This is a genomic window from Flavobacterium paronense, from assembly GCF_030409795.1.
Classification (GTDB): Bacteria; Bacteroidota; Bacteroidia; order Flavobacteriales; family Flavobacteriaceae; genus Flavobacterium; species Flavobacterium paronense.
In genome coordinates this window covers 209348-227596 of the sequence record NZ_JAUFQN010000019.1, presented here as the reverse complement: position 1 = coordinate 227596, position 18249 = coordinate 209348, and the positions used below count along the sequence as shown (strand labels likewise).

General features: G+C 32.8%; 17 protein-coding genes and 1 tRNA gene. 12 read left to right on the top strand and 6 right to left on the bottom strand.

Annotated features, from left to right (window positions below; translation table 11 throughout):
* Positions 1–50: 50 nt before the first annotated feature.
* A complete protein-coding gene (locus QWY90_RS02605) occupies positions 51–692 on the top strand; it encodes an O-methyltransferase (RefSeq protein ID WP_290286919.1) in 642 nt (213 codons plus the stop codon).
* Here the strand turns inward: QWY90_RS02605 and QWY90_RS02600 are convergent.
* The 3 genes from QWY90_RS02600 to QWY90_RS02590 are packed head-to-tail and all read right to left on the bottom strand — an operon-like array spanning position 655 to position 2360.
* On the bottom strand, positions 655–1242 hold the full coding sequence (locus tag QWY90_RS02600) for a phosphatase PAP2 family protein (protein ID WP_290284278.1): 588 nt from the start codon (positions 1240–1242) through the stop codon (positions 655–657). The two genes, QWY90_RS02605 and QWY90_RS02600, sit on opposite strands and share 38 nt — an antisense overlap.
* The gene (locus QWY90_RS02595) at positions 1242–1565 is read right to left on the bottom strand and encodes a Sec-independent protein translocase subunit TatA/TatB (RefSeq protein WP_290284277.1); all 324 of its coding nucleotides are present in this window, start codon (positions 1563–1565) and stop codon (positions 1242–1244) included. The genes QWY90_RS02600 and QWY90_RS02595 overlap by 1 nt, the downstream gene beginning before the upstream one ends.
* Before the next feature lie 42 nt (positions 1566–1607).
* Positions 1608–2360 carry a hypothetical protein gene (locus QWY90_RS02590; RefSeq protein ID WP_290284276.1) on the bottom strand — a complete coding sequence of 251 codons (753 nt, stop codon included), beginning with the start codon at positions 2358–2360 and terminating at the stop codon, positions 1608–1610.
* A 94-nt stretch (positions 2361–2454) separates the two neighbouring features.
* Here QWY90_RS02590 and pepE point away from each other — a divergent pair, with 94 nt between their 5' ends.
* Entirely contained in the window at positions 2455–3156 is a 702-nt protein-coding gene (pepE, locus tag QWY90_RS02585; protein WP_290284275.1) for a dipeptidase PepE, read from the top strand.
* 29 nt (positions 3157–3185) lie between these two features.
* Here pepE and QWY90_RS02580 read toward each other — a convergent pair.
* Positions 3186–3258 (bottom strand) — tRNA-Gly (locus QWY90_RS02580).
* A gap of 143 nt (positions 3259–3401) precedes the next feature.
* Complete coding sequence (locus QWY90_RS02575; protein WP_439108568.1) at positions 3402–4151, bottom strand: murein L,D-transpeptidase catalytic domain family protein; 750 nt, start codon at positions 4149–4151, stop codon at positions 3402–3404.
* Between the two features lie 147 nt (positions 4152–4298).
* Between QWY90_RS02575 and QWY90_RS02570 the strand changes: the two genes are divergently transcribed.
* The 3 genes from QWY90_RS02570 (at position 4299) to QWY90_RS02560 (ending at position 9255) form a co-directional block, all read left to right on the top strand.
* Positions 4299–6746 carry a DUF5916 domain-containing protein gene (locus QWY90_RS02570; RefSeq protein ID WP_290284274.1) on the top strand — a complete coding sequence of 816 codons (2448 nt, stop codon included), beginning with the start codon at positions 4299–4301 and terminating at the stop codon, positions 6744–6746.
* Between the two features lie 41 nt (positions 6747–6787).
* Positions 6788–8305, top strand: a complete 1518-nt coding sequence (gene gpmI, locus QWY90_RS02565) for a 2,3-bisphosphoglycerate-independent phosphoglycerate mutase (RefSeq protein WP_290284273.1) — start codon at positions 6788–6790, stop codon at positions 8303–8305.
* 221 nt (positions 8306–8526) lie between these two features.
* On the top strand, positions 8527–9255 hold the full coding sequence (locus QWY90_RS02560; RefSeq protein ID WP_290284272.1) for a hypothetical protein: 729 nt from the start codon (positions 8527–8529) through the stop codon (positions 9253–9255).
* 84 nt (positions 9256–9339) lie between these two features.
* Here QWY90_RS02560 and QWY90_RS02555 read toward each other — a convergent pair whose 3' ends face one another.
* Positions 9340–10608, bottom strand: coding sequence for an acetyl-CoA hydrolase/transferase family protein (locus QWY90_RS02555; protein WP_290284271.1), 1269 nt, complete (start codon positions 10606–10608; stop codon positions 9340–9342).
* A 156-nt stretch (positions 10609–10764) separates the two neighbouring features.
* On the opposite strand from QWY90_RS02555, the gene QWY90_RS02550 reads away from it, so the two are divergent.
* The 7 genes from QWY90_RS02550 (at position 10765) to QWY90_RS02520 (ending at position 18237) form a co-directional block, all read left to right on the top strand.
* Positions 10765–11490: a DUF2490 domain-containing protein gene (locus QWY90_RS02550; protein WP_290284270.1), complete on the top strand. Its 726-nt coding sequence runs from the start codon at positions 10765–10767 to the stop codon at positions 11488–11490.
* Positions 11491–11498: 8 nt separating this feature from the next.
* Complete coding sequence (locus QWY90_RS02545) at positions 11499–12170, top strand: TetR/AcrR family transcriptional regulator (protein WP_290284269.1); 672 nt, start codon at positions 11499–11501, stop codon at positions 12168–12170.
* A gap of 3 nt (positions 12171–12173) precedes the next feature.
* Positions 12174–13841, top strand: a complete 1668-nt coding sequence (locus QWY90_RS02540; RefSeq protein ID WP_290284268.1) for a peptidase domain-containing ABC transporter — start codon at positions 12174–12176, stop codon at positions 13839–13841.
* A 2-nt stretch (positions 13842–13843) separates the two neighbouring features.
* The gene (locus QWY90_RS02535; RefSeq protein ID WP_290284267.1) at positions 13844–15187 is read left to right on the top strand and encodes an HlyD family secretion protein; all 1344 of its coding nucleotides are present in this window, start codon (positions 13844–13846) and stop codon (positions 15185–15187) included.
* Positions 15187–16575 carry a TolC family protein gene (locus QWY90_RS02530; protein WP_290284265.1) on the top strand — a complete coding sequence of 463 codons (1389 nt, stop codon included), beginning with the start codon at positions 15187–15189 and terminating at the stop codon, positions 16573–16575. Before QWY90_RS02535 ends, QWY90_RS02530 begins: the two co-directional genes overlap by 1 nt.
* 73 nt (positions 16576–16648) lie before the next feature.
* Complete coding sequence (map, locus tag QWY90_RS02525; protein WP_290284264.1) at positions 16649–17467, top strand: type I methionyl aminopeptidase; 819 nt, start codon at positions 16649–16651, stop codon at positions 17465–17467.
* Positions 17467–18237, top strand: a complete 771-nt coding sequence (locus QWY90_RS02520; RefSeq protein WP_290284262.1) for a class I SAM-dependent methyltransferase — start codon at positions 17467–17469, stop codon at positions 18235–18237. Before map ends, QWY90_RS02520 begins: the two co-directional genes overlap by 1 nt.
* The last annotated feature ends 12 nt before the right edge of the window (positions 18238–18249 follow it).

The following is an 18249-nucleotide window of genomic DNA, read 5'->3' as shown; positions in this document are numbered from 1 at the left end:
TGAAATACTAATTTTGGAATTTGTAATTTTGATGTTTGAAATTTACACCTATGCATTTCCTTTCTGAAGAATTAGATACTTATGTTACCCTTCATTCGCAAGACGAACCTGAATTATTAGTTCAATTGAATAAAGAAACGCATCAAAAAATATTGCAACCACGAATGTTAAGCGGGCATTTTCAAGGCAGAATTTTGAGTATGCTTTCTAAAATTATTCATCCAACAAACATTCTTGAAGTGGGAACTTATACCGGTTATGCCACACTTTGCCTGGCAGAAGGTTTAGCAGAAAACGGAACTATTGATACTTTGGATAACGAAGAAGAGTTATTCGATTTTCAGAGAAAGTATTTTGACAAAACCATTTGGGCAACCCAAATAACACAACATCTTGGAGATGCTTTAGATATCATTCCGACGCTAACTAAAAAATACGATTTGGTTTTTATCGATGCCGATAAAGAAAATTACATTAATTATTTTCATTTGATTGTTCCGATTATGAACAAAGGCGGAATCATACTTTCTGACAACGTTTTGTGGAGTGGAAAAGTTTTAGAAGAAGTAAAACCAAACGATATCACAACTAAAATCCTTTTAGAATATAATCAGCTTTTGAAAGATGATCCAAGAGTAGAAACCGTTATGCTTCCTATTCGTGATGGTTTGACCGTTTCACGCGTACTCTAGTTTTTAGAATGTACTTCCGATACAGTTTGTAGCAAATAAATCCGAATGTTACTCCAAAAGCATAACCTGTTAAAATATCAGAAGGGAAATGCAACCCAAGATAAATTCGACTGTAAGCAAAAATCAAAGGGAATAAAAACAACAAATAAGCATGTTTGTAAAATTTCTTTAGAATCATATAAGTAAAAACCGTTGTTGCCATAGAGTTAGTAGCATGGCCAGAGAAAAAGCTAAACGATGGACTTGATTTTACAATGCGAATAATTCCTTTTATTTCTAAATCATTACAAGGTCGTAACCGCTCAAAACTATGTTTAAAAAGATTAGCAGTCTGATCACAAACCACTATTAAAAGTGCAGTAAAAAGAATATAATAACCAAATTTTTTCCATCCAAGTTTCTTTTGCATCAGGTAAAAAACAACTAAAAATAAAGGTGCCCAATACAATTGTTTAGTAATGATAAGCCATAAACTATCAAATGTTGGCGAACCTAATCCGTTTAAGAAAATTAAAAGCTCCTTGTCTAACTGAATAATTTTTTCCAGCACTATAGTTGTCTTTTTATTGGTCCTGTTAAATCCTCAATGTCTTCTTTTGCCTTTGTGACTTCCGGCAGCATATTCGAATCTAAATTTGATTTTACTTTTTCAACCTCATCAGTAAAAGAAGATGTCAATTCTTTCATAGATGTATCTATTCCATTGGCTTCAACTCCTTTTTGGATTTCGCTTTTTATTTCGTTTGTAGCATTTTTTAATTGCGCCATCGCTTTTCCCATAGTTCTTGCAATATCCGGGATCTTATCAGAACCAAAAAGCATTAACGCAATGAAAATAATAAAGATTAATTCACCACCACCAATTCCAAACATAGTTTTTTTTCTAAATGAGTTGCAAAGTTACTTAAATTGCTATTAGTTTTTTAAAATATCCAAATATTTAGTTGCTAAATCGGAGAAGATAAAACGAGCCATTATCTTGTTTTTTGTATTCAAAGCACTCACCAATTTTGGATCTTCAACAGCATAATACCAAAATCCTCTTAGATATTCTTTTGGGATTTTTAAGTTTTCTAAAAAATAATCTTGCTTGAAAAGATATTCGATTTTTTGCAACAACTTTTCTTTTTTTTCTATTACCAGTTCTTTTTTCAACATCGCAGTTCGTCCACTAATCGAATTTATCAATCCATCAACTGGCATTCCTCCTAACGGAATTAATAATGGACTGTACCAATGCAGTTCTTCGGCTGTTCTCAATTTTCTTTCAGCTGGTGTGTATACTTTAGCAGGTCTTTCCAATATGCCCAATGAAACCGCGTTGATAGCTTTATACTGCTTGATTTCAACTTCATCTAGAGCATTTACTTTTGCCTCTAAATTTTCAACAAAGAGTTGTTTGGCTAAATCATTTTCTGTTATAACTGCTTTTTTGATTACTACTTGCAAACCCGAAAATTGCAAGGTGTCACCCACTTTTACAAACATTGAAAAGTTTCCGTTATTATCTGTCGTTGTGGTTGATTCAGAACGTAAATTAGCCACGTAAACATCATTCAGTTCTTTAATTTGGGAAGTTATTTTTCCTTTTATTAAAGTTAATGTTGGTGTTTGAGCAAAAGCTTGAGCAAAAAATAAAAATATAATTATACTTTTAAATAACTTCATTATTCTAATTTTACGATGTAAAAATAGCTGTATAGATTACTAAAAGTATATAATCTTTTGTTAAACTTAAAATATAACTCACGTGAGTAAAAAAATGATTATCGCCAGCACGTCAACCATTCATGGCGGCAACTATTTAGAATACCTATTCCCAACTTTAGAAAGTCACTTTCAGGATTGTACCGAAATATTGTTTGTTCCTTATGCTCGTCCTGGTGGAATTTCTCATGATGATTATACTTTGACCATTCGGTTGGCTTTTGCCAAAATAAATAAAAAAGTAAAAGGTTTGCATGAATTTGAAAATCCAGTTGAAGCTATTGAAAACGCTCAGGGAATTTTCACTGGCGGTGGAAATACTTTTTTATTGGTAAAGCAATTATATCAAAATAATGTGATGGAAGTTTTAGCAAAAGTTGTCGAAAACGGGAAGCCCTATCTTGGCTCAAGCGCCGGAAGCAATATCACCGGATTGACTATGCAAACGACAAATGATATGCCTATCATATATCCGCCGAGCTATAAAACCTTGGGGTTAATTCCTTTCAATTTAAATCCCCATTATCTTGATGCTGATTTGCAGATTAAGCATATGGGCGAAACACGGGAAACCAGAATAAAAGAATTCCATGCTTTTAATACTATTCCGGTTTTAGGATTGCGAGAAGGAAGTTGGCTGGAAGTTGTTGGTGAAAAAATACTTTTAAAAGGCAACTTAACTGCTCGATTGTTTAAACAAAATGAAATTCCTGAAGAATTAGAACCTGAAACAGATTTGGCATATTTAGGAAAATAAAAAAGCCTCAACTTTCGTTAAGGCTTTAGAGCGGAAGACGAGGCTCGAACTCGCGACAACCAGCTTGGAAGGCTGGAGCTCTACCAACTGAGCTACTTCCGCAATGCGAATGCAAATATATAGAATAACATTCTTTCGATGCAAGTTTTTTTCAAAAAAAATACCGACTTATTTAAACCAAAAGAATTTACTATTGTAAGTCATTTGTAATGAAAATGTTGTGAAACATTTGCTAAGCATAAAATTTAAGCAGTTAATCTTGAAATTATTTCGTGCGTTGCAGAAGGATGATAAATAAATAAACAAGATTTATTTTTTATCACATTGATAATTTTTGCATTCATTTCAACAGGGATAGCAGGACAACCCTGACTTCTACCTAATCTCTTATTTTGTTTTATAAACGATTCAGAAACATAGTCAGCACCATGAACTACAACAGCTCTTTCTCTTGCTTTATCATTTAATCCTTTTTCAAGTCCGTCTAATTTCAACGACAAACCATGTTTGCCATCATAAATTTCACCTGTGGCATAAAATCCAATACTGCTTTTGAATGATTCTGCCTGATTAGAAAATTGGGCAGCAAACTCTTCACCCGTATTTCTTCCATGCGCTACTAAAGTATTGAACAATATCATATTTCTATCTAAATCAATAACCCAAAGACGCTTCATGTTTGAAGACAAGCTAAAATCGACTAGTGTTAAGACATTTTTTTGAACAAGACCTTTTTCTTTTAACAAATGAAATCCATCCAATGCTAAATTGAAACAATCAAAACTTGGAAGCACAAAAGAATTAGCATCTAATTGATTATAAACAGATACATTTTTTGAAACCGCAGTAGTTTCTGTTTTAATACTAGTTTTTATAGAATTTGTTTTGCTAGGGAGATTGGTAAAAGACATGAACAAAACAACAAAAAACAAAGAAAATGATTTATAATTCATTGATAATATTAGGTTTAAAATTAGATTTGGTATTACAAACATAAACTAAATATTGAAAAATAAAAATATTTTAAGCTTTATTAAGCTAAACTTAAGAATATAAACCATTGTCGTTGAATGATTTTATTAATTTCAAAAGTTGTAATTATGAATTAATTATTTACTTTTGTTAGACTAACTAGACCTCAAATGCCCAAATATTCATGCTATTTCATTTGCATAATTTTGCTTTTTACAGGCAAAATATTGGGTCAAAAAAAAACACTTCAAACTCAATTTACCGATGAAAAAATTACAATCGATGGTAAATTTGATGAAGCTGCATGGAAGTTTGCTCAAACCGCAACCGATTTTGTGATGGTAGCACCTTATAACGGTGTGCCAATTCCACCAGAAAAAAAAACCGACGTAAAAGTCATTTACACAAATGAAGCCATTTTTGTTGCCGCAACTTTATATGATGAAGAACCAAATGCAATTTCTAAAGAACTAACCGAAAGAGATAATTTTGCAACGGCTGATCATTTTGGTGTGCAACTCAATGGTTATAATGATGGGCAGCAAGAATTTAGGTTTTTTGTTAGTGCGGCTGGAGTTCAAATAGATGTTTTTTATACCGAAGCTAATGGTGAAGATGTTTCATGGAATGCTATTTGGGAAAGTAAAACGCAGATTACCAATTTTGGTTGGGTTGTTGAAATGAGAATTCCTTATGCTGCACTTCGATTTTCGACTGCAAAAAAACAAACTTGGGGATTGAATTTTTACAGAGAAATTAGACGCGATAATCAGCAATATACTTGGAATAGAATACAAAACGATATAAGTTCTGAAAGTAATCAAGCGGGAATTCTAGAAGGTATCGAAAACATAAAAACACCAACAAGATTATTTTTGATTCCTTTTTCTTCATACTATTTAAACGCAAGTAAAAATCAAAAAACATACGGTGAATTAAAAGGAGGATTAGACATTAAGTATGGTATTAATGATGCCTACACACTCGATGCTATTTTAATTCCTGATTTTGGGCAAACCAAATTTGACAATGTCGAATTAAACCTCAGTGCTTTTGAGCAACAATTTGCTGAAAACAGGCCTTTTTTTACTGAAGGAACAGACTTGTTTAACAAAGGTGATTTGCTTTATACCCGAAGGATTGGAGAAAGCCCATCAATGGAATTAGCCAATAACGAAACAATTGATAAATTCCCAAGCACTATAAAATTAATAAATGCCTTAAAAATATCAGGCAGAAATAAAAGTGGTCTTGGAATAGGTGTATTAAACGCAGTCACAGAACAAACTAGTGTTGTGGTCAAAAATACAGATACAAATCAGACTAGATTAGAAACTTTAGCACCCGTTACCAATTATAATGTTTTTGTACTTGACCAACGCTTTAACAAAAACTCATCTGTTTCATTAGTAAATACAAACGTAACTCGTAACGGACAATTTAGAGATGCCAATGTTTCTGCTTTAGTTTGGGATTTAAACACAAGAACAAATTCATTTCAAGCGCAAGGAAATTTTCAATTCAGTCAAATTAATGATGTTGATAATACCAATGGTTTCAAATCTTATTTCGAATTCAATAAAACCAAAGGTAAGTATCGGTTTGGTGTTGGCGGAACCTATGTTTCAAAAGACTACGACAACAATGATTTAGGTATTAATTTTTTAACACATTATCATTCTTTTTATGGAAATGCAAGTTACCGAATTTTAAAACCCAACAAAACGTTCAACACTTTTAAATTGAGTTTAAATGCTTCCTCTGAAATTGATAATAATTCTGGCAAAACACAAGCTAATAATATAGATATAAGTCTAATTACCTATAGTATAAAAAATGACTATTTTGGATTCGCGCTTAAATCTAGACCCTTTAAAATTTATGATTTCTATGAAGCACGTTCTATTGACGATTCAAAATTTGTGATTTATCCCGAAAGTATTGAGAGTGTATTTAACTTTTCATCTAATTACCTTAGAAAATTTGCATTAGATTTTAATCCAACCATAACTTTTTTAAACGAAAAAGACAGAATAAATTATGGTGTTTTAATAAGTCCAAGATATCGTTTTAATGATCATATCTCTTTGATTTATAGTTTTAAATTTTCAAGGCAAAACAAAAATATTGGTTGGGTTGACTTTGATGAGGATGGCAATACCATTTTTGCAAGAAGAAACAGAATTACCTATACAAACACCTTGCAGGGGAAATATTCTCTAAATAGTAATATGAATTTCAATTTAACAGTTCGTCATTATTGGTCTTTTGCTGTTAATGATGACTATTTGACCCTACAAGATGACGGAACTTTTACCGATAATTTACTTTATAATAACAACAAAAACTCAAATTTAAACACTTGGAATTTAGACTTTTCTTATTCCTGGTGGTTTGCGCCTGGAAGTCAAATTTCTATTTTGTATAGAAATAAATCTTCTTTATTTAGTAGAGAATACAGTCACCAATTTGAAAGCAATTTTAGAGATGCAATCGACAATCAAAATTTGAGTCATTCCCTTTCAATAAGCGTTCGCTATTTTATAGATTACAATTCGTTGAAAAATTCTAAGTTTTCCAAATCGTTTACAAAACCAAAGGAAATAATACATTTCTAAAACTTAACTTTTAGCTTTATCTTTGTTTAAAATAATTTGCCATGAACAAAAAAGTAATTCTTATGATATTGGACGGTTGGGGAAAATCTCCTGACCCAAAAGTTTCTGCTATTGACAATGCCAATGTCCCTTTTATAAATAGTTTATATCAAAAATATCCTAACGCGCAATTACGAACTGACGGACTTAATGTTGGTCTGCCTGAAGGTCAAATGGGAAACAGTGAGGTTGGCCATATGAATCTTGGTGCTGGAAGAATTGTTTATCAGGATTTGGCAAAAATAAATCTGGCGGTCAAAAACAAAACCATGAGTCAAGAACAGCCTTTGATTGATGCTTTTAATTATGCCAAAAGTAATAACAAAGCGGTTCACTTTTTAGGATTGGTTTCTGATGGTGGTGTGCATTCACACACGTCACATCTTCGAAGTTTAATTGATGCTTCACAGGATTTTGGTTTGGATAGAGTATTTGTTCACGCATTCACCGATGGTCGCGATGTAGACCCAAAATCTGGGAAAAAATATATTCAGGATTTAGAAAACTATATTCAAAACTCTACCGTGAAATTAGCTACTGTAGTTGGTCGTTATTATGCTATGGATAGAGATAAACGTTGGGAACGCATCAAACTTGCATACGATTTATTGGTAAATGGAATAGGAAAACACAGCTCAAATTTAGTCGAAAGCATAGCCGAAAGTTATGCCAATACCGTTACCGATGAATTTATTCTTCCGTTAACCGCTGTTGATATTGATGACAAACCAATTGCCACTATACAAAATGATGATGTAGTAATTTTCTTCAATTTTAGAACTGATAGAGGACGTGAATTGACCGAAGCACTCTCGCAAAAAGATTTTCACGAGCACAACATGCATAAATTGAATTTGTATTATGTTACGATGACTAATTATAATGATACCTATCAAAACGTTCATGTAATATATGACAAAGACAACATCACTGAAACACTTGGCGAAATATTAGAAAAACATAACAAAACACAAATTCGTATTGCCGAAACTGAGAAATATCCTCACGTTACTTTCTTTTTCTCGGGCGGAAGAGAACAGCCTTTTCATGGCGAAACCCGAATATTAAGAAACTCACCAAAGGTTGCAACCTACGATTTACAACCCGAAATGAGCGCTTTTGAATTAAAGGATGCCTTGGTACCAGAGCTTAAAGAAGGTAAAGTAGATTTTGTTTGCCTCAACTTTGCCAATGGCGATATGGTGGGACACACTGGTGTTATGGCTGCCGCAATTAAAGCTTGCGAAGCCGTTGATGCCTGCGTAAAAGAAGTGGTAGAAGCTGCCCTTGAAAATAATTATACGACGATTATCATAGCTGACCATGGCAATTGTGAAACGATGATAAATCCGGATGGAAGTCCGAATACCGCACACACCACTAACCCAGTGCCGATAATTTTAGTAGATAAAGAACTTAAAACCATACACGATGGCGTTTTGGGCGACCTTGCTCCTACCATTTTAGAATTAATGGGAATTGAAAAACCAGCAGTAATGACAAGTCATTCGCTATTATAGCAGCTCATTTTCTATACAATATAGCCTTTCAGATGAGAGGCTTTTTTTATGGAAAATCTTTTGCTTTCGAGTAGATTTTGCTGTGGCATCGTTTTTGATAATTCTATAGTGAGTCTATAATAAGTCTATAACGAATCTATAAGAAATAGCTTTTTTTATAAAGTTATTATAGATTTAGTACAGAAATATTATAGATATGTATAAATCTAAATTAGGAAATCATGGCAAGAATAAACAAAAACAAATTGATTAGTGGCGCTATTGGAAACATAGTTTTCCGTGATGTGAGAAAAAAACAAATTATACAACAGAAACGTAAGGACATTAAACAGACAACCGATACTATAATTAGTGGGTCTGAGTTTCGAAAATGCAGTAGCTGGGCAAAATGGCTGCGTATAGGGCTGACCTCATTTTTGGCAAATCACACGGATCACTATATGTACAGCCGTCTGGCCGGACAAGTATACAAGGCAATACAGTTAAATACTGCCTTGCCAAAAGGCATGCGTACGCCGGTAAACAGCACTATGGATTTGCTAACGGGTTTTGAGTTTAACACCTACTCCCCCTTTACCAAGTACTTTGCTCCCGAAATAGCTGCTTTGTTAAACGACCAAAACCAAGTGGTCGTAACGGTTCCTGCCTTTAACCCAAAAACAGCTATGCGTTTCGCCAAAGGCACCGAAAAAGCCGAGCTGCTACTTTATGTTCTAGGGACCAACTTTGAAGATAACACTAAATACACTGAAGCGTTCACTAGGCTCCCAATAGAAAAAAAGGAAGAAACCCTAACCGAAACCGTTTGGACCAGTCCTGTACTTCCTGAGGGACAACTGCTACTGGTTTGTGCCAAACTGTTCTTTTACACTACCACTAAATTTACCGAAAAGAATTATGTAAATAACAAAGAGTGTAGCCCTGCTAAAGTGATTGCCGTTAAAAATTGAGAAGAGAAAACCAGTAACCACTCGATGAATAGGATGGCTACCCTATTAAAAAAGAAAGCCCCGATAACTCGGGGCTTCTTTTTTTTATCTCAACATATCAAAATACGCTCTTTCAACACTTTCCTGATGCGTAGGATGTGCAATTTTGACCATTTCGGTTACCCGTTGTTTTAGTGTTTTACCATATAAATTGGCTATGCCGTTTTCGGTAATAATGTATTGCACATGAGCCCGTGTTGATACAACTCCGGCGCCTTGTTTTAAATAAGGAACAATTCTACTTTCTCCTCTTTTGGTAATAGAAGGCAAGGCAATAATCGCTTTTCCGCCATCGCTTAAAGAGGCACCGCGAATGAAATCCATTTGACCGCCAACACCAGAGTACATTTTGGCTCCAATGGAATCGGCACAAACTTGCCCGGTTACATCCACTTCAATAGCTGAATTAATAGCAACCATCTTTGGGTTTTTTCGAATTCGAGCTGTGTCATTAACCATTGAAGATTCTTTCATTTCAATAAATGGATTGTCATTTACATAATCATAAAGACGTTTTGAACCCATTAAAAAAGTAGCCAAAACTCTTCCGCGTAATGTGCCTTTATAATTGCAATTGATAACATCGCTTTCAATCAAATCGATCACACCGTCAGAAAACATTTCAGAATGTATTCCTAAGTCTTTATGGTTTTTTAATTTGCTTAATGCTGCATCAGGAATAGAACCAATTCCCATTTGCAGTGTACTTCTGTCTTCTATCAAAGAGGCGATAAATCCTCCTATTTTTTCTTCCTCTTTAGTGAAAGGGATTACATCATGAGCAAAAATTGGCACATCAACCTCAACCAAATAATCAATTTCGGACACATGAATAATTCCGTCTCCAAAAGTTCTTGGCATTTGTAGATTGACTTGTGCAATCACAATTTTGGCATTTTCAATAGCGGCAACAGTAGCTTCTATAGAAACTCCCAGTGAACAATAACCATGTTTATCAGGAGGAGATACATGAATAAAAACCACATCAATGGGCAACACATTTTTACGAAATAAGTAAGGCAACTCGCTAAGAAAAACTGGCGTATAAGAACCATTTCCTGCAGCTAAAGTATGGCGAACATTACCACCAATAAAAAAAGAATTTACATGAAAACTTTCTGATAAATCAGGATTGGCATAGGCAGCTTCGCCTTCGGTATGCAAATGACAAACCTCAACATTGCGAAGTTCTGATGCTCGTTCGGCTAAGGCTTTGGTTAAAATGGTTGGGGTTGCCGCGGCTGCCTGAACGTAAACTCTATCATTAGATTTTACGACTTTGACCGCTTCGGATGCTGTAACATATTTGCTCATAACTAAAATATTTATCCAAAAATAAGACTCTAATTTAAGGAAAAACATGATAAAACTCATTTTGGATAAAATAAAAAGTTGTAAATAAAAGTTAAAATTTCATTAATAATAGTATTACTATTATATTTGCAAATAAATTTACTATTTTAATGAAATATGAGGTTAAAACAATTACTTATTCTACTAGTCATTATTTGTACTAACACTTTGGTTTTTTCTCAAAACAAAAATGGTTTAGGCTCTTGGAATATTCTTAATATAACAATGAAAGCAAGTCCAAAATGGAGTTTATTTACAGAAGGTCAAATTAGAAGTTTATCATTTTATGATGAGTTTCATTATTATGAATTAAAATTTGGATTGACCTATAAAATAAAGCCAAATTTTTCCGTTACAACAGGCATTGGAGATTATAACACCTACAGCGAAGGAGGGAATTTTGAATCACCAATACAAAATAATGAAATTCGAACTTGGTTTCAAGTGAATTTAAAAAACCCTTTTGATTATATTGTTTTTGAACATCGATACCGAGCAGAACAAAGATTTACTTCAAATGATTACAGAAATAGATTTAGATATAGATTATCAGCAGTGATTCCGTTACAAGGAAAAAAAATCGAATCAAAAACATTTTATCTAACAGCGTGGAATGAAATTTTCTTTACTGACAAAGAACCTTTTTTTGAGAGAAACAGAGTTTTCATGGGTGGCGGATATGAGTTCTCAGAAAATTTAGCACTTCAAACGGGTTATATTTATCAATATGATTATAAGATTAATGATGAAACAGGTCGCGATTTTTTTAATATCGCATTACTTTACAATTTTGATTTAAAACAAAGAGGGAAACATGATTTTCATCCTTCAACAAATGATTAAGAAAAGCTATGGATAATTTACTTTTATCATTAAAGATAAAAATCAATAACAAAACATACGTCAAAGACCCTGAGACATCAACGCTTGGTAAAAAAATCATTAAGGAAAGTATTCTTTTAATGGATGAAATTGGTTTTGAAAATTTTACTTTCAAAAAACTTGGAGAACGAATTGGCTCTAATGAAAGTTCTATTTATCGTTACTTTGAAAGCAAGCACAAGTTGCTCGTTTATCTTTCCTCTTGGTATTGGGGTTGGATGGAATATCGGTTAGTTTTTGAAACTAATAACATTGAAAATCCTTTAGAAAAACTAAAAAAAGCAATTTCTATAGTCACTGAAAAAGTTGAGGACGACAGCAAAACAGAGCATATTAATGAAGCGATTCTAAATAAGATTATTATAGCAGAATTTAGCAAAACACTTCATAATAAAGAAGTTGATGAAGAAAACAAACAAGGCTTCTTCTTGATATATAAAAGAGTAATTAACCGTTTAGTTGAAATGATTGAAGCCTATAATCCAAATTATGCATTTTCAAAAAGTTTAGCTTCCTCAATTGTAGAAGGTTCTCTACATCAGCATTTTTTAAAAATTCATTTGAAAACCATTACCAACAGTGATGAAGATAATTCACCCACAAATTTTTATTTACATTTAATTGAAAACACATTAAAATAGAGCATGATACATTCACCTTTACAACGTTTGATTAATTTACTTAAACTTGACAGAAAAGATATTTCTCAAGTATTTTTTTATGCCATTTTTTCGGGACTGATTAGTTTGTCATTGCCATTAGGAATTCAAGCCATTATTAATTTAATCCAATCCGGAAGAGTTAGTGTTTCATGGATTGTATTAGTAATGATTGTCATAGTTGGGGTTGCTTTAGTTGGATTACTATCATTGATGCAACTCAGAATTATGGAAAATTTGCAACAAAAAATATTTGTCCGTTCTTCCTTTGAGTTTGGTTATCGATTGCCAAAAATAAAACATGAAGCACTCTATAATCAGCATTTACCAGAGTTAGCCAATCGTTTTTTTGACACTATAACTATTCAAAAAGGAGCTTCAAAATTATTAATTGATTTTTCAACTGCCTTGCTGCAAATCACTTTTGGTATAATATTGCTGTCCCTTTATCATCCATTCTTTATATTCTTCGGAATCTTATTACTGTTATTACTTTATGGAATATTCAAATTTTCCTATAATGCTGGACTTTCTACAAGCTTAAAAGAATCAAAATACAAGTACAGAGTGGTGAGTTGGCTACAGGAAATAGGAAAAAATAATTTTAGTTTTCGTAAAAAAAACAATTTCGAATTTGCTCTTTCAAAAAATGACAAACTTGTTGGTCAATATTTAAACTATAGAGAAAGTCATTTTGGAATTATAAAAAGACAATACATACAACTCATAATTTTTAAAATTATAATAACAGCCGGACTATTATTTATTGGCGGCTATTTAGTTTTAAATCAGAAAATGAATATTGGACAATTTGTAGCTGCTGAGATTGTGATTTTATTAGTAATTAATTCAGTCGAAAAGATTATAGTTGGTTTAGAAACTTTATATGATGTCTTAACAGCTGTTGAAAAAATTGGACAAATAACCGATTTGGAAATGGAAGAAACAGTATCGGAAGAGAGTAATATTTGTTATAATAACATCACATTAGAAATAGATAATATCAAATTCAAATTTCCAGACAGCAATGATTATGTTTTAAATGCTATCAATTTGAAAATTGAGCAATCTGAAAAAGTGTATCTAGAAGGCAATAACGGTTCAGGAAAAACAACGCTTCTTCGAATATTGTCAGGCTTATTAAAACCAAATATAGGTTCTCTATTTATAAATGATGATACCTATAGGAAAATAGATTTGAATCAATATCGTTCACAAATTGGAACTATAATTAGTGGCGAAACTCCTTTTGAAGGAACAATTCATGAAAATATAACCTTCAACAATCCGTCTGTTAGTCAGGAAGATTTAAAATGGGCTATTGAAAGTGTAAAACTAGGTTCATTTATTAAATCATTACCTAAAGGATTAGACACGAAAATATTTCCTGATGGCCGTCAACTTTCATCATCAAATGCACAAAAAATACTACTGGCAAGAAGTATAATCAATCGCCCAAAAGTATTGTTTTTTGAAGATGCTACCGACAAAATGGATTCAAAAGCTGCAGAGGAAATTATTGATTTTATCACTTCAAATGAAAACAAATGGACACTAATTGTTTCCTCAAAAAATCCTTATTGGAAACAAAAATGCACAAGAAAAATTACAATGAGTGAAGGAAAAATTATTGACGATACTAAAAAAATATAACAATGCTAAATATTTCTGAAAAAAATAAAATTACTGAAAATATTGAAAAATATAGCACGATAAATGACCTGAGCAAAAGACCACATTATAAGGTTTTAAATAAAATTATTTTAGGGATTTCAATACTTGGTGTTGTCATTTTATTTTTACCGTGGACACAAAACATTTCGGGTTCAGGTGCAGTTACTACATTAAAACCGGATCAAAGACCGCAAACCATTCACACTGCAATAGCCGGTAGAATAGAGAAATGGTTTGTAAAAGAAGGTGATTTTGTAAATAAAGGCGATACAATCCTTTTCATCTCTGAAACCAAAGAAGAATATCTCGATCCAAACTTGGTTGAAACTACTAAAAACCAAGTAGAAGCAAAAAAACTATCCCAACAATCGTATGGCGGAAAAGTGAATTCGCTTTCAGCACAAATTCAGGCTATAGAAAACGAAAAAAAACTGAAGCTACAACAAGCTAAAAACAAAATCAAACAATCAATTTTAAAAGTAAAAAGTGACAGCATGGATTTAGTTGCTGTCAGAACACAAGTGAAAATTGCAACAACTCAATTCAATCGTTCGCTGGCATTGAATAAAGAAGGTTTAAAGCCATTAACTGATGTAGAAGAAAAACGACTAAAACTGCAAGAGGTTGATGCTAAAATTATTACTCAAGAGAATAAATTATTAGCCAGTGAAAACGAATTAATTAATGCTAAAGTTGAAGTAAATAGAATTTCGGCTGAATATTCAGAAAAAGACTCTAAAGCAAGAAGCGATCAGTTCACAGCATTGAGCAATCAATATGACACTAAAGCTGAGGTAAATAAATTAGAAAACCAATATGCCAATTACAAAATTAGAAATGGCATGTATTATATCAAAGCTCCCCAAAGCGGCTATATTAATCGTGCTTTACAATCGGGAATTGGCGAAACTATTAAAGAAGGTACACAAATCGTAAGTATTATGCCTTCAAAATATGATATTGCTGTTGAAACTTATGTTTCTCCAACTGATTTACCATTGGTTCACAAAGGTGAAAAAGTACGCGTTTGGTTTGATGGTTGGCCAACAATTGTTTTTTCAGGCTGGCCGAATATGAGTTACGGTACTTTTGGCGGAAAAATTGTAGCTGTAGAAACTTTTATAAGTGATAACGGAAAATTCAGAGTTTTAATTGCGCCAGATAAAGAGGAAGATCCTTGGCCGAAGCAAATCAGTGTGGGTTCTGGAGCACAAACTTTGGCACTGTTAGATAATGTACCAGTTTGGTTTGAATTATGGAGAAAACTTAATGGTTTTCCACCAAATTATTATCAACCTAAAGTTAATCAAAAAGAATCAAAATAATGAAACAGTTACTTATACTCTTTTTTCTATTCTCATTTTTGTGCTATGGACAAAATCCTCCTAACAAAGAACTTACATACAATGAGTTTTTGGGTTATGTAAAAAAATACCATCCAATGGTTAAAAGCTCATTACTGGAAATAAGTACAGCTCAAGCCAATTTAATGACAGCTCGTGGCGGTTTTGACCCAAAGATTGAAGTAGATTTTGAACAAAAAAAATTCAAGGACAATAATTATTATTCTATTTTGAACAGTAGTTTTAAAATTCCTACTTGGTACGGAATTGAATTAAAAGCCGGCTTTGATAACAACGACGGAATATATCTTAATCCTGAAAACACAGTTCCAAATCAAGGATTAACTTCTTTGGGAATCTCAATTCCACTAGGTCAAGGTTTGTTTATCAATCAAAGGATGGCTGATATAAGAAAAGCAAAACTACAAATCAACTTGAGTAAATCGGAACAAAAACTTCAAGCTATAGCGGTACTTTATAATGCATCGGTTGCCTACTTTAATTGGAAGAAAAATTACAATGAAGTCAAACTATATGAAACGTATGCTAAAAATGCACAAGTTCGTTTTAATGGCGTAAAAGCGTTAATTCGCGAAGGTGATAAACCCGCAATTGATAGTGTTGAAGCCGGAATAATTGTCAAGAACAGATTGTTGAGTTTAGAAGATTCTCAGTTAAAATTGAATAAATCAAAATTAGAATTGTCTAACTTTCTTTGGTTAGAAAACAATATTCCTTTAGAACTTGCTGACGACTTGTTTCCTGAAGAAAATTTGTCTAAAACCATTCAAGAAACATTAAAAATAAACGATTTATTAATTATTGATAGCAACTTGGAAACGAATCCAAAAATAAATGCTTTACAAAACAAACTTGAAATTTTAAAAGTAGACAAAAAACTTAAAGCCAATTTACTCTTACCAAAAGTTGATGTTGGTTATTCCTATTTATCGCAACCTAGCTATTTCGATAATTATAAATTTGAAGATTATAAAGTGGGTTTAAATTTTTACTTCCCGTTATTTTTAAGAAAAGAAAGAGGCAATTTGAAAATAGCGAAATTTAAAATTCAAGATGCCCAATTAGAATTAGATTTGGAAAAAATTCAGTTGAAAAACAAAATAAATGCACAACAAATTGAAATTCAATCTTTGCTAAAACAAAATAAAATTATTACCGATTTAGTAAAAGATTACAATACCATGCTTTCCTCTGAAGAACGTTTGTTTTCATTTGGCGAAAGCTCTATTTTCTTAATAAACTCAAGAGAAAATACTTTGGTTAGTGGTCAATTAGCTGAAATAAATATTGAAAACCGATACTTCAATTCAAATGCAGAACTATTTAAAATCATGGCAAACACTGAATAAGTATTGTTAAAATAGTTACTTTTGCAAACTGTACTGAGGCCAAATGCCGACGTATCCAAGTTAAATTGAAAAAATGATTATTCCAAAAACAGCCGAAGAAATTGAATTAATGCGCGAAAGTGCTTTATTGGTTTCTAAAACATTAGGAGAAGTTGCCAAAGTAATTAAACCTGGTGTAACGACTTTACAATTAGACAAAATTGCCGAAGAATTCATTAGAGATAACGGGGGAATTCCAGGTTTTCTAGGTTTGTATGGTTTCCCAAATTCTCTTTGTATGAGCCCGAATGCGCAGGTTGTGCACGGCATTCCAAATAACATTCCGCTAAAAGAAGGCGATGTGATTTCTGTAGATTGTGGTGTATTGAAAAATGGTTTTTATGGTGATCACGCCTACTCTTTTGAAATCGGCGAAGTCGCTCCTGATGCCAAAAAACTTTTAAAAGTTACCAAAGAATCTTTATACGTTGGAATAAGAGAATTCAGAGCCGGTAATCGTGTTGAAGATGTTGGAAATGCTATTCAGAAATATTGTGAATCTAATGGATATGGTGTAGTTCGTGAATTGGTTGGACACGGATTAGGTACCAAAATGCACGAAGATCCGGAAATGCCAAATTACGGTAAACGAGGTCGCGGAAAGTTATTCGTTGAAGGAATGGTAGTTGCCATCGAACCGATGATTAACATGGGGACAAAAAATATCAAACAACTCAAAGACGGCTGGACAATATTAACCGCTGACGGAAAACCTAGTGCCCATTTTGAACATAATGTAGCATTAGTTAACGGTAAGCCCGAATTACTTTCAACGTTTGGTTATATCTACAAAGCACTGGGAATTGTGAGTAATGAAGAAGATGAGTTTAGAAAAAATACATTAGTGCTCTAATGAAAAAGATTTTCAAGTTTATACTTAACACTATCCCGAGACCAATACTTATTCGCTTAAGCATTGTTGTTCGTCCAATACTAGCTTTTTTATTAAAAGGAAGCCGATTTACAGACCCAATTGATGGAAAAAGTTTTCGTATGTTTTTGCCATACGGCTACGGAAATCAAAGAAATAATGTACTTTCACCTAGTACGCTTTCGTTGGAAAGACACCGATTATTATGGTTATATCTTCAGAATGAAACTGATTTTTTCACTTCAAAAGAAAAGAAAAAAGTGCTACACTTTGCACCAGAACAAGAGTTTTATAAACGTTTCAAAAAGCAAACCAATATCGATTACACAACAACCGATTTGCTTTCGCCTTTAGCAGATGTGAAAGCAGACATTTGTAATTTGCCTTTTGAAGATAACACTTATGACATCATTTTTTGCAATCACGTTTTGGAACATATTCCTGATGATACCAAAGCGATGCACGAATTGTATCGTGTACTAAAATCAGGAGGTATGGGGATTTTTCAAATACCTCAAGATTTATCAAGAGCAACAACATTTTCAGATGATAGCATTGTCGATCAAAAAGAACGCGCTAAAATCTTTGGACAATACGACCATGTTAGAGTGTATGGAAGAGATTATTTTGATAAGTTAAGAAGCATTGGTTTCAAAGTAGTTGAAGAAGATTATACCAATAAAATTGCACCCGAATTAGTTGAGAAGTATTGCTTAGCAAAAGGAGAGATTATTCCGGTTTGTTGTAAATAAAAAAACCTGCTA

What these genes read in the sequence shown, in the direction of transcription:
- QWY90_RS02605 (WP_290286919.1), top strand. Translation starts at nt 51, where the DNA reads ATGCATTTCCTTTCTGAAGAATTAGATACTTATGTTACCCTTCATTCG.
- QWY90_RS02595 (WP_290284277.1), bottom strand. Translation starts at nt 1,565, where the DNA reads ATGTTTGGAATTGGTGGTGGTGAATTAATCTTTATTATTTTCATTGCG.
- QWY90_RS02590 (WP_290284276.1), bottom strand. Translation starts at nt 2,360, where the DNA reads ATGAAGTTATTTAAAAGTATAATTATATTTTTATTTTTTGCTCAAGCT.
- pepE (WP_290284275.1), top strand. Translation starts at nt 2,455, where the DNA reads ATGATTATCGCCAGCACGTCAACCATTCATGGCGGCAACTATTTAGAA.
- QWY90_RS02575 (WP_439108568.1), bottom strand. Translation starts at nt 4,151, where the DNA reads ATGTTTGTAATACCAAATCTAATTTTAAACCTAATATTATCAATGAAT.
- QWY90_RS02570 (WP_290284274.1), top strand. Translation starts at nt 4,299, where the DNA reads ATGCCCAAATATTCATGCTATTTCATTTGCATAATTTTGCTTTTTACA.
- gpmI (WP_290284273.1), top strand. Translation starts at nt 6,788, where the DNA reads ATGAACAAAAAAGTAATTCTTATGATATTGGACGGTTGGGGAAAATCT.
- QWY90_RS02560 (WP_290284272.1), top strand. Translation starts at nt 8,527, where the DNA reads ATGGCAAGAATAAACAAAAACAAATTGATTAGTGGCGCTATTGGAAAC.
- QWY90_RS02555 (WP_290284271.1), bottom strand. Translation starts at nt 10,608, where the DNA reads ATGAGCAAATATGTTACAGCATCCGAAGCGGTCAAAGTCGTAAAATCT.
- QWY90_RS02550 (WP_290284270.1), top strand. Translation starts at nt 10,765, where the DNA reads ATGAGGTTAAAACAATTACTTATTCTACTAGTCATTATTTGTACTAAC.
- QWY90_RS02545 (WP_290284269.1), top strand. Translation starts at nt 11,499, where the DNA reads ATGGATAATTTACTTTTATCATTAAAGATAAAAATCAATAACAAAACA.
- QWY90_RS02540 (WP_290284268.1), top strand. Translation starts at nt 12,174, where the DNA reads ATGATACATTCACCTTTACAACGTTTGATTAATTTACTTAAACTTGAC.
- QWY90_RS02535 (WP_290284267.1), top strand. Translation starts at nt 13,844, where the DNA reads ATGCTAAATATTTCTGAAAAAAATAAAATTACTGAAAATATTGAAAAA.
- QWY90_RS02530 (WP_290284265.1), top strand. Translation starts at nt 15,187, where the DNA reads ATGAAACAGTTACTTATACTCTTTTTTCTATTCTCATTTTTGTGCTAT.
- map (WP_290284264.1), top strand. Translation starts at nt 16,649, where the DNA reads ATGATTATTCCAAAAACAGCCGAAGAAATTGAATTAATGCGCGAAAGT.
- QWY90_RS02520 (WP_290284262.1), top strand. Translation starts at nt 17,467, where the DNA reads ATGAAAAAGATTTTCAAGTTTATACTTAACACTATCCCGAGACCAATA.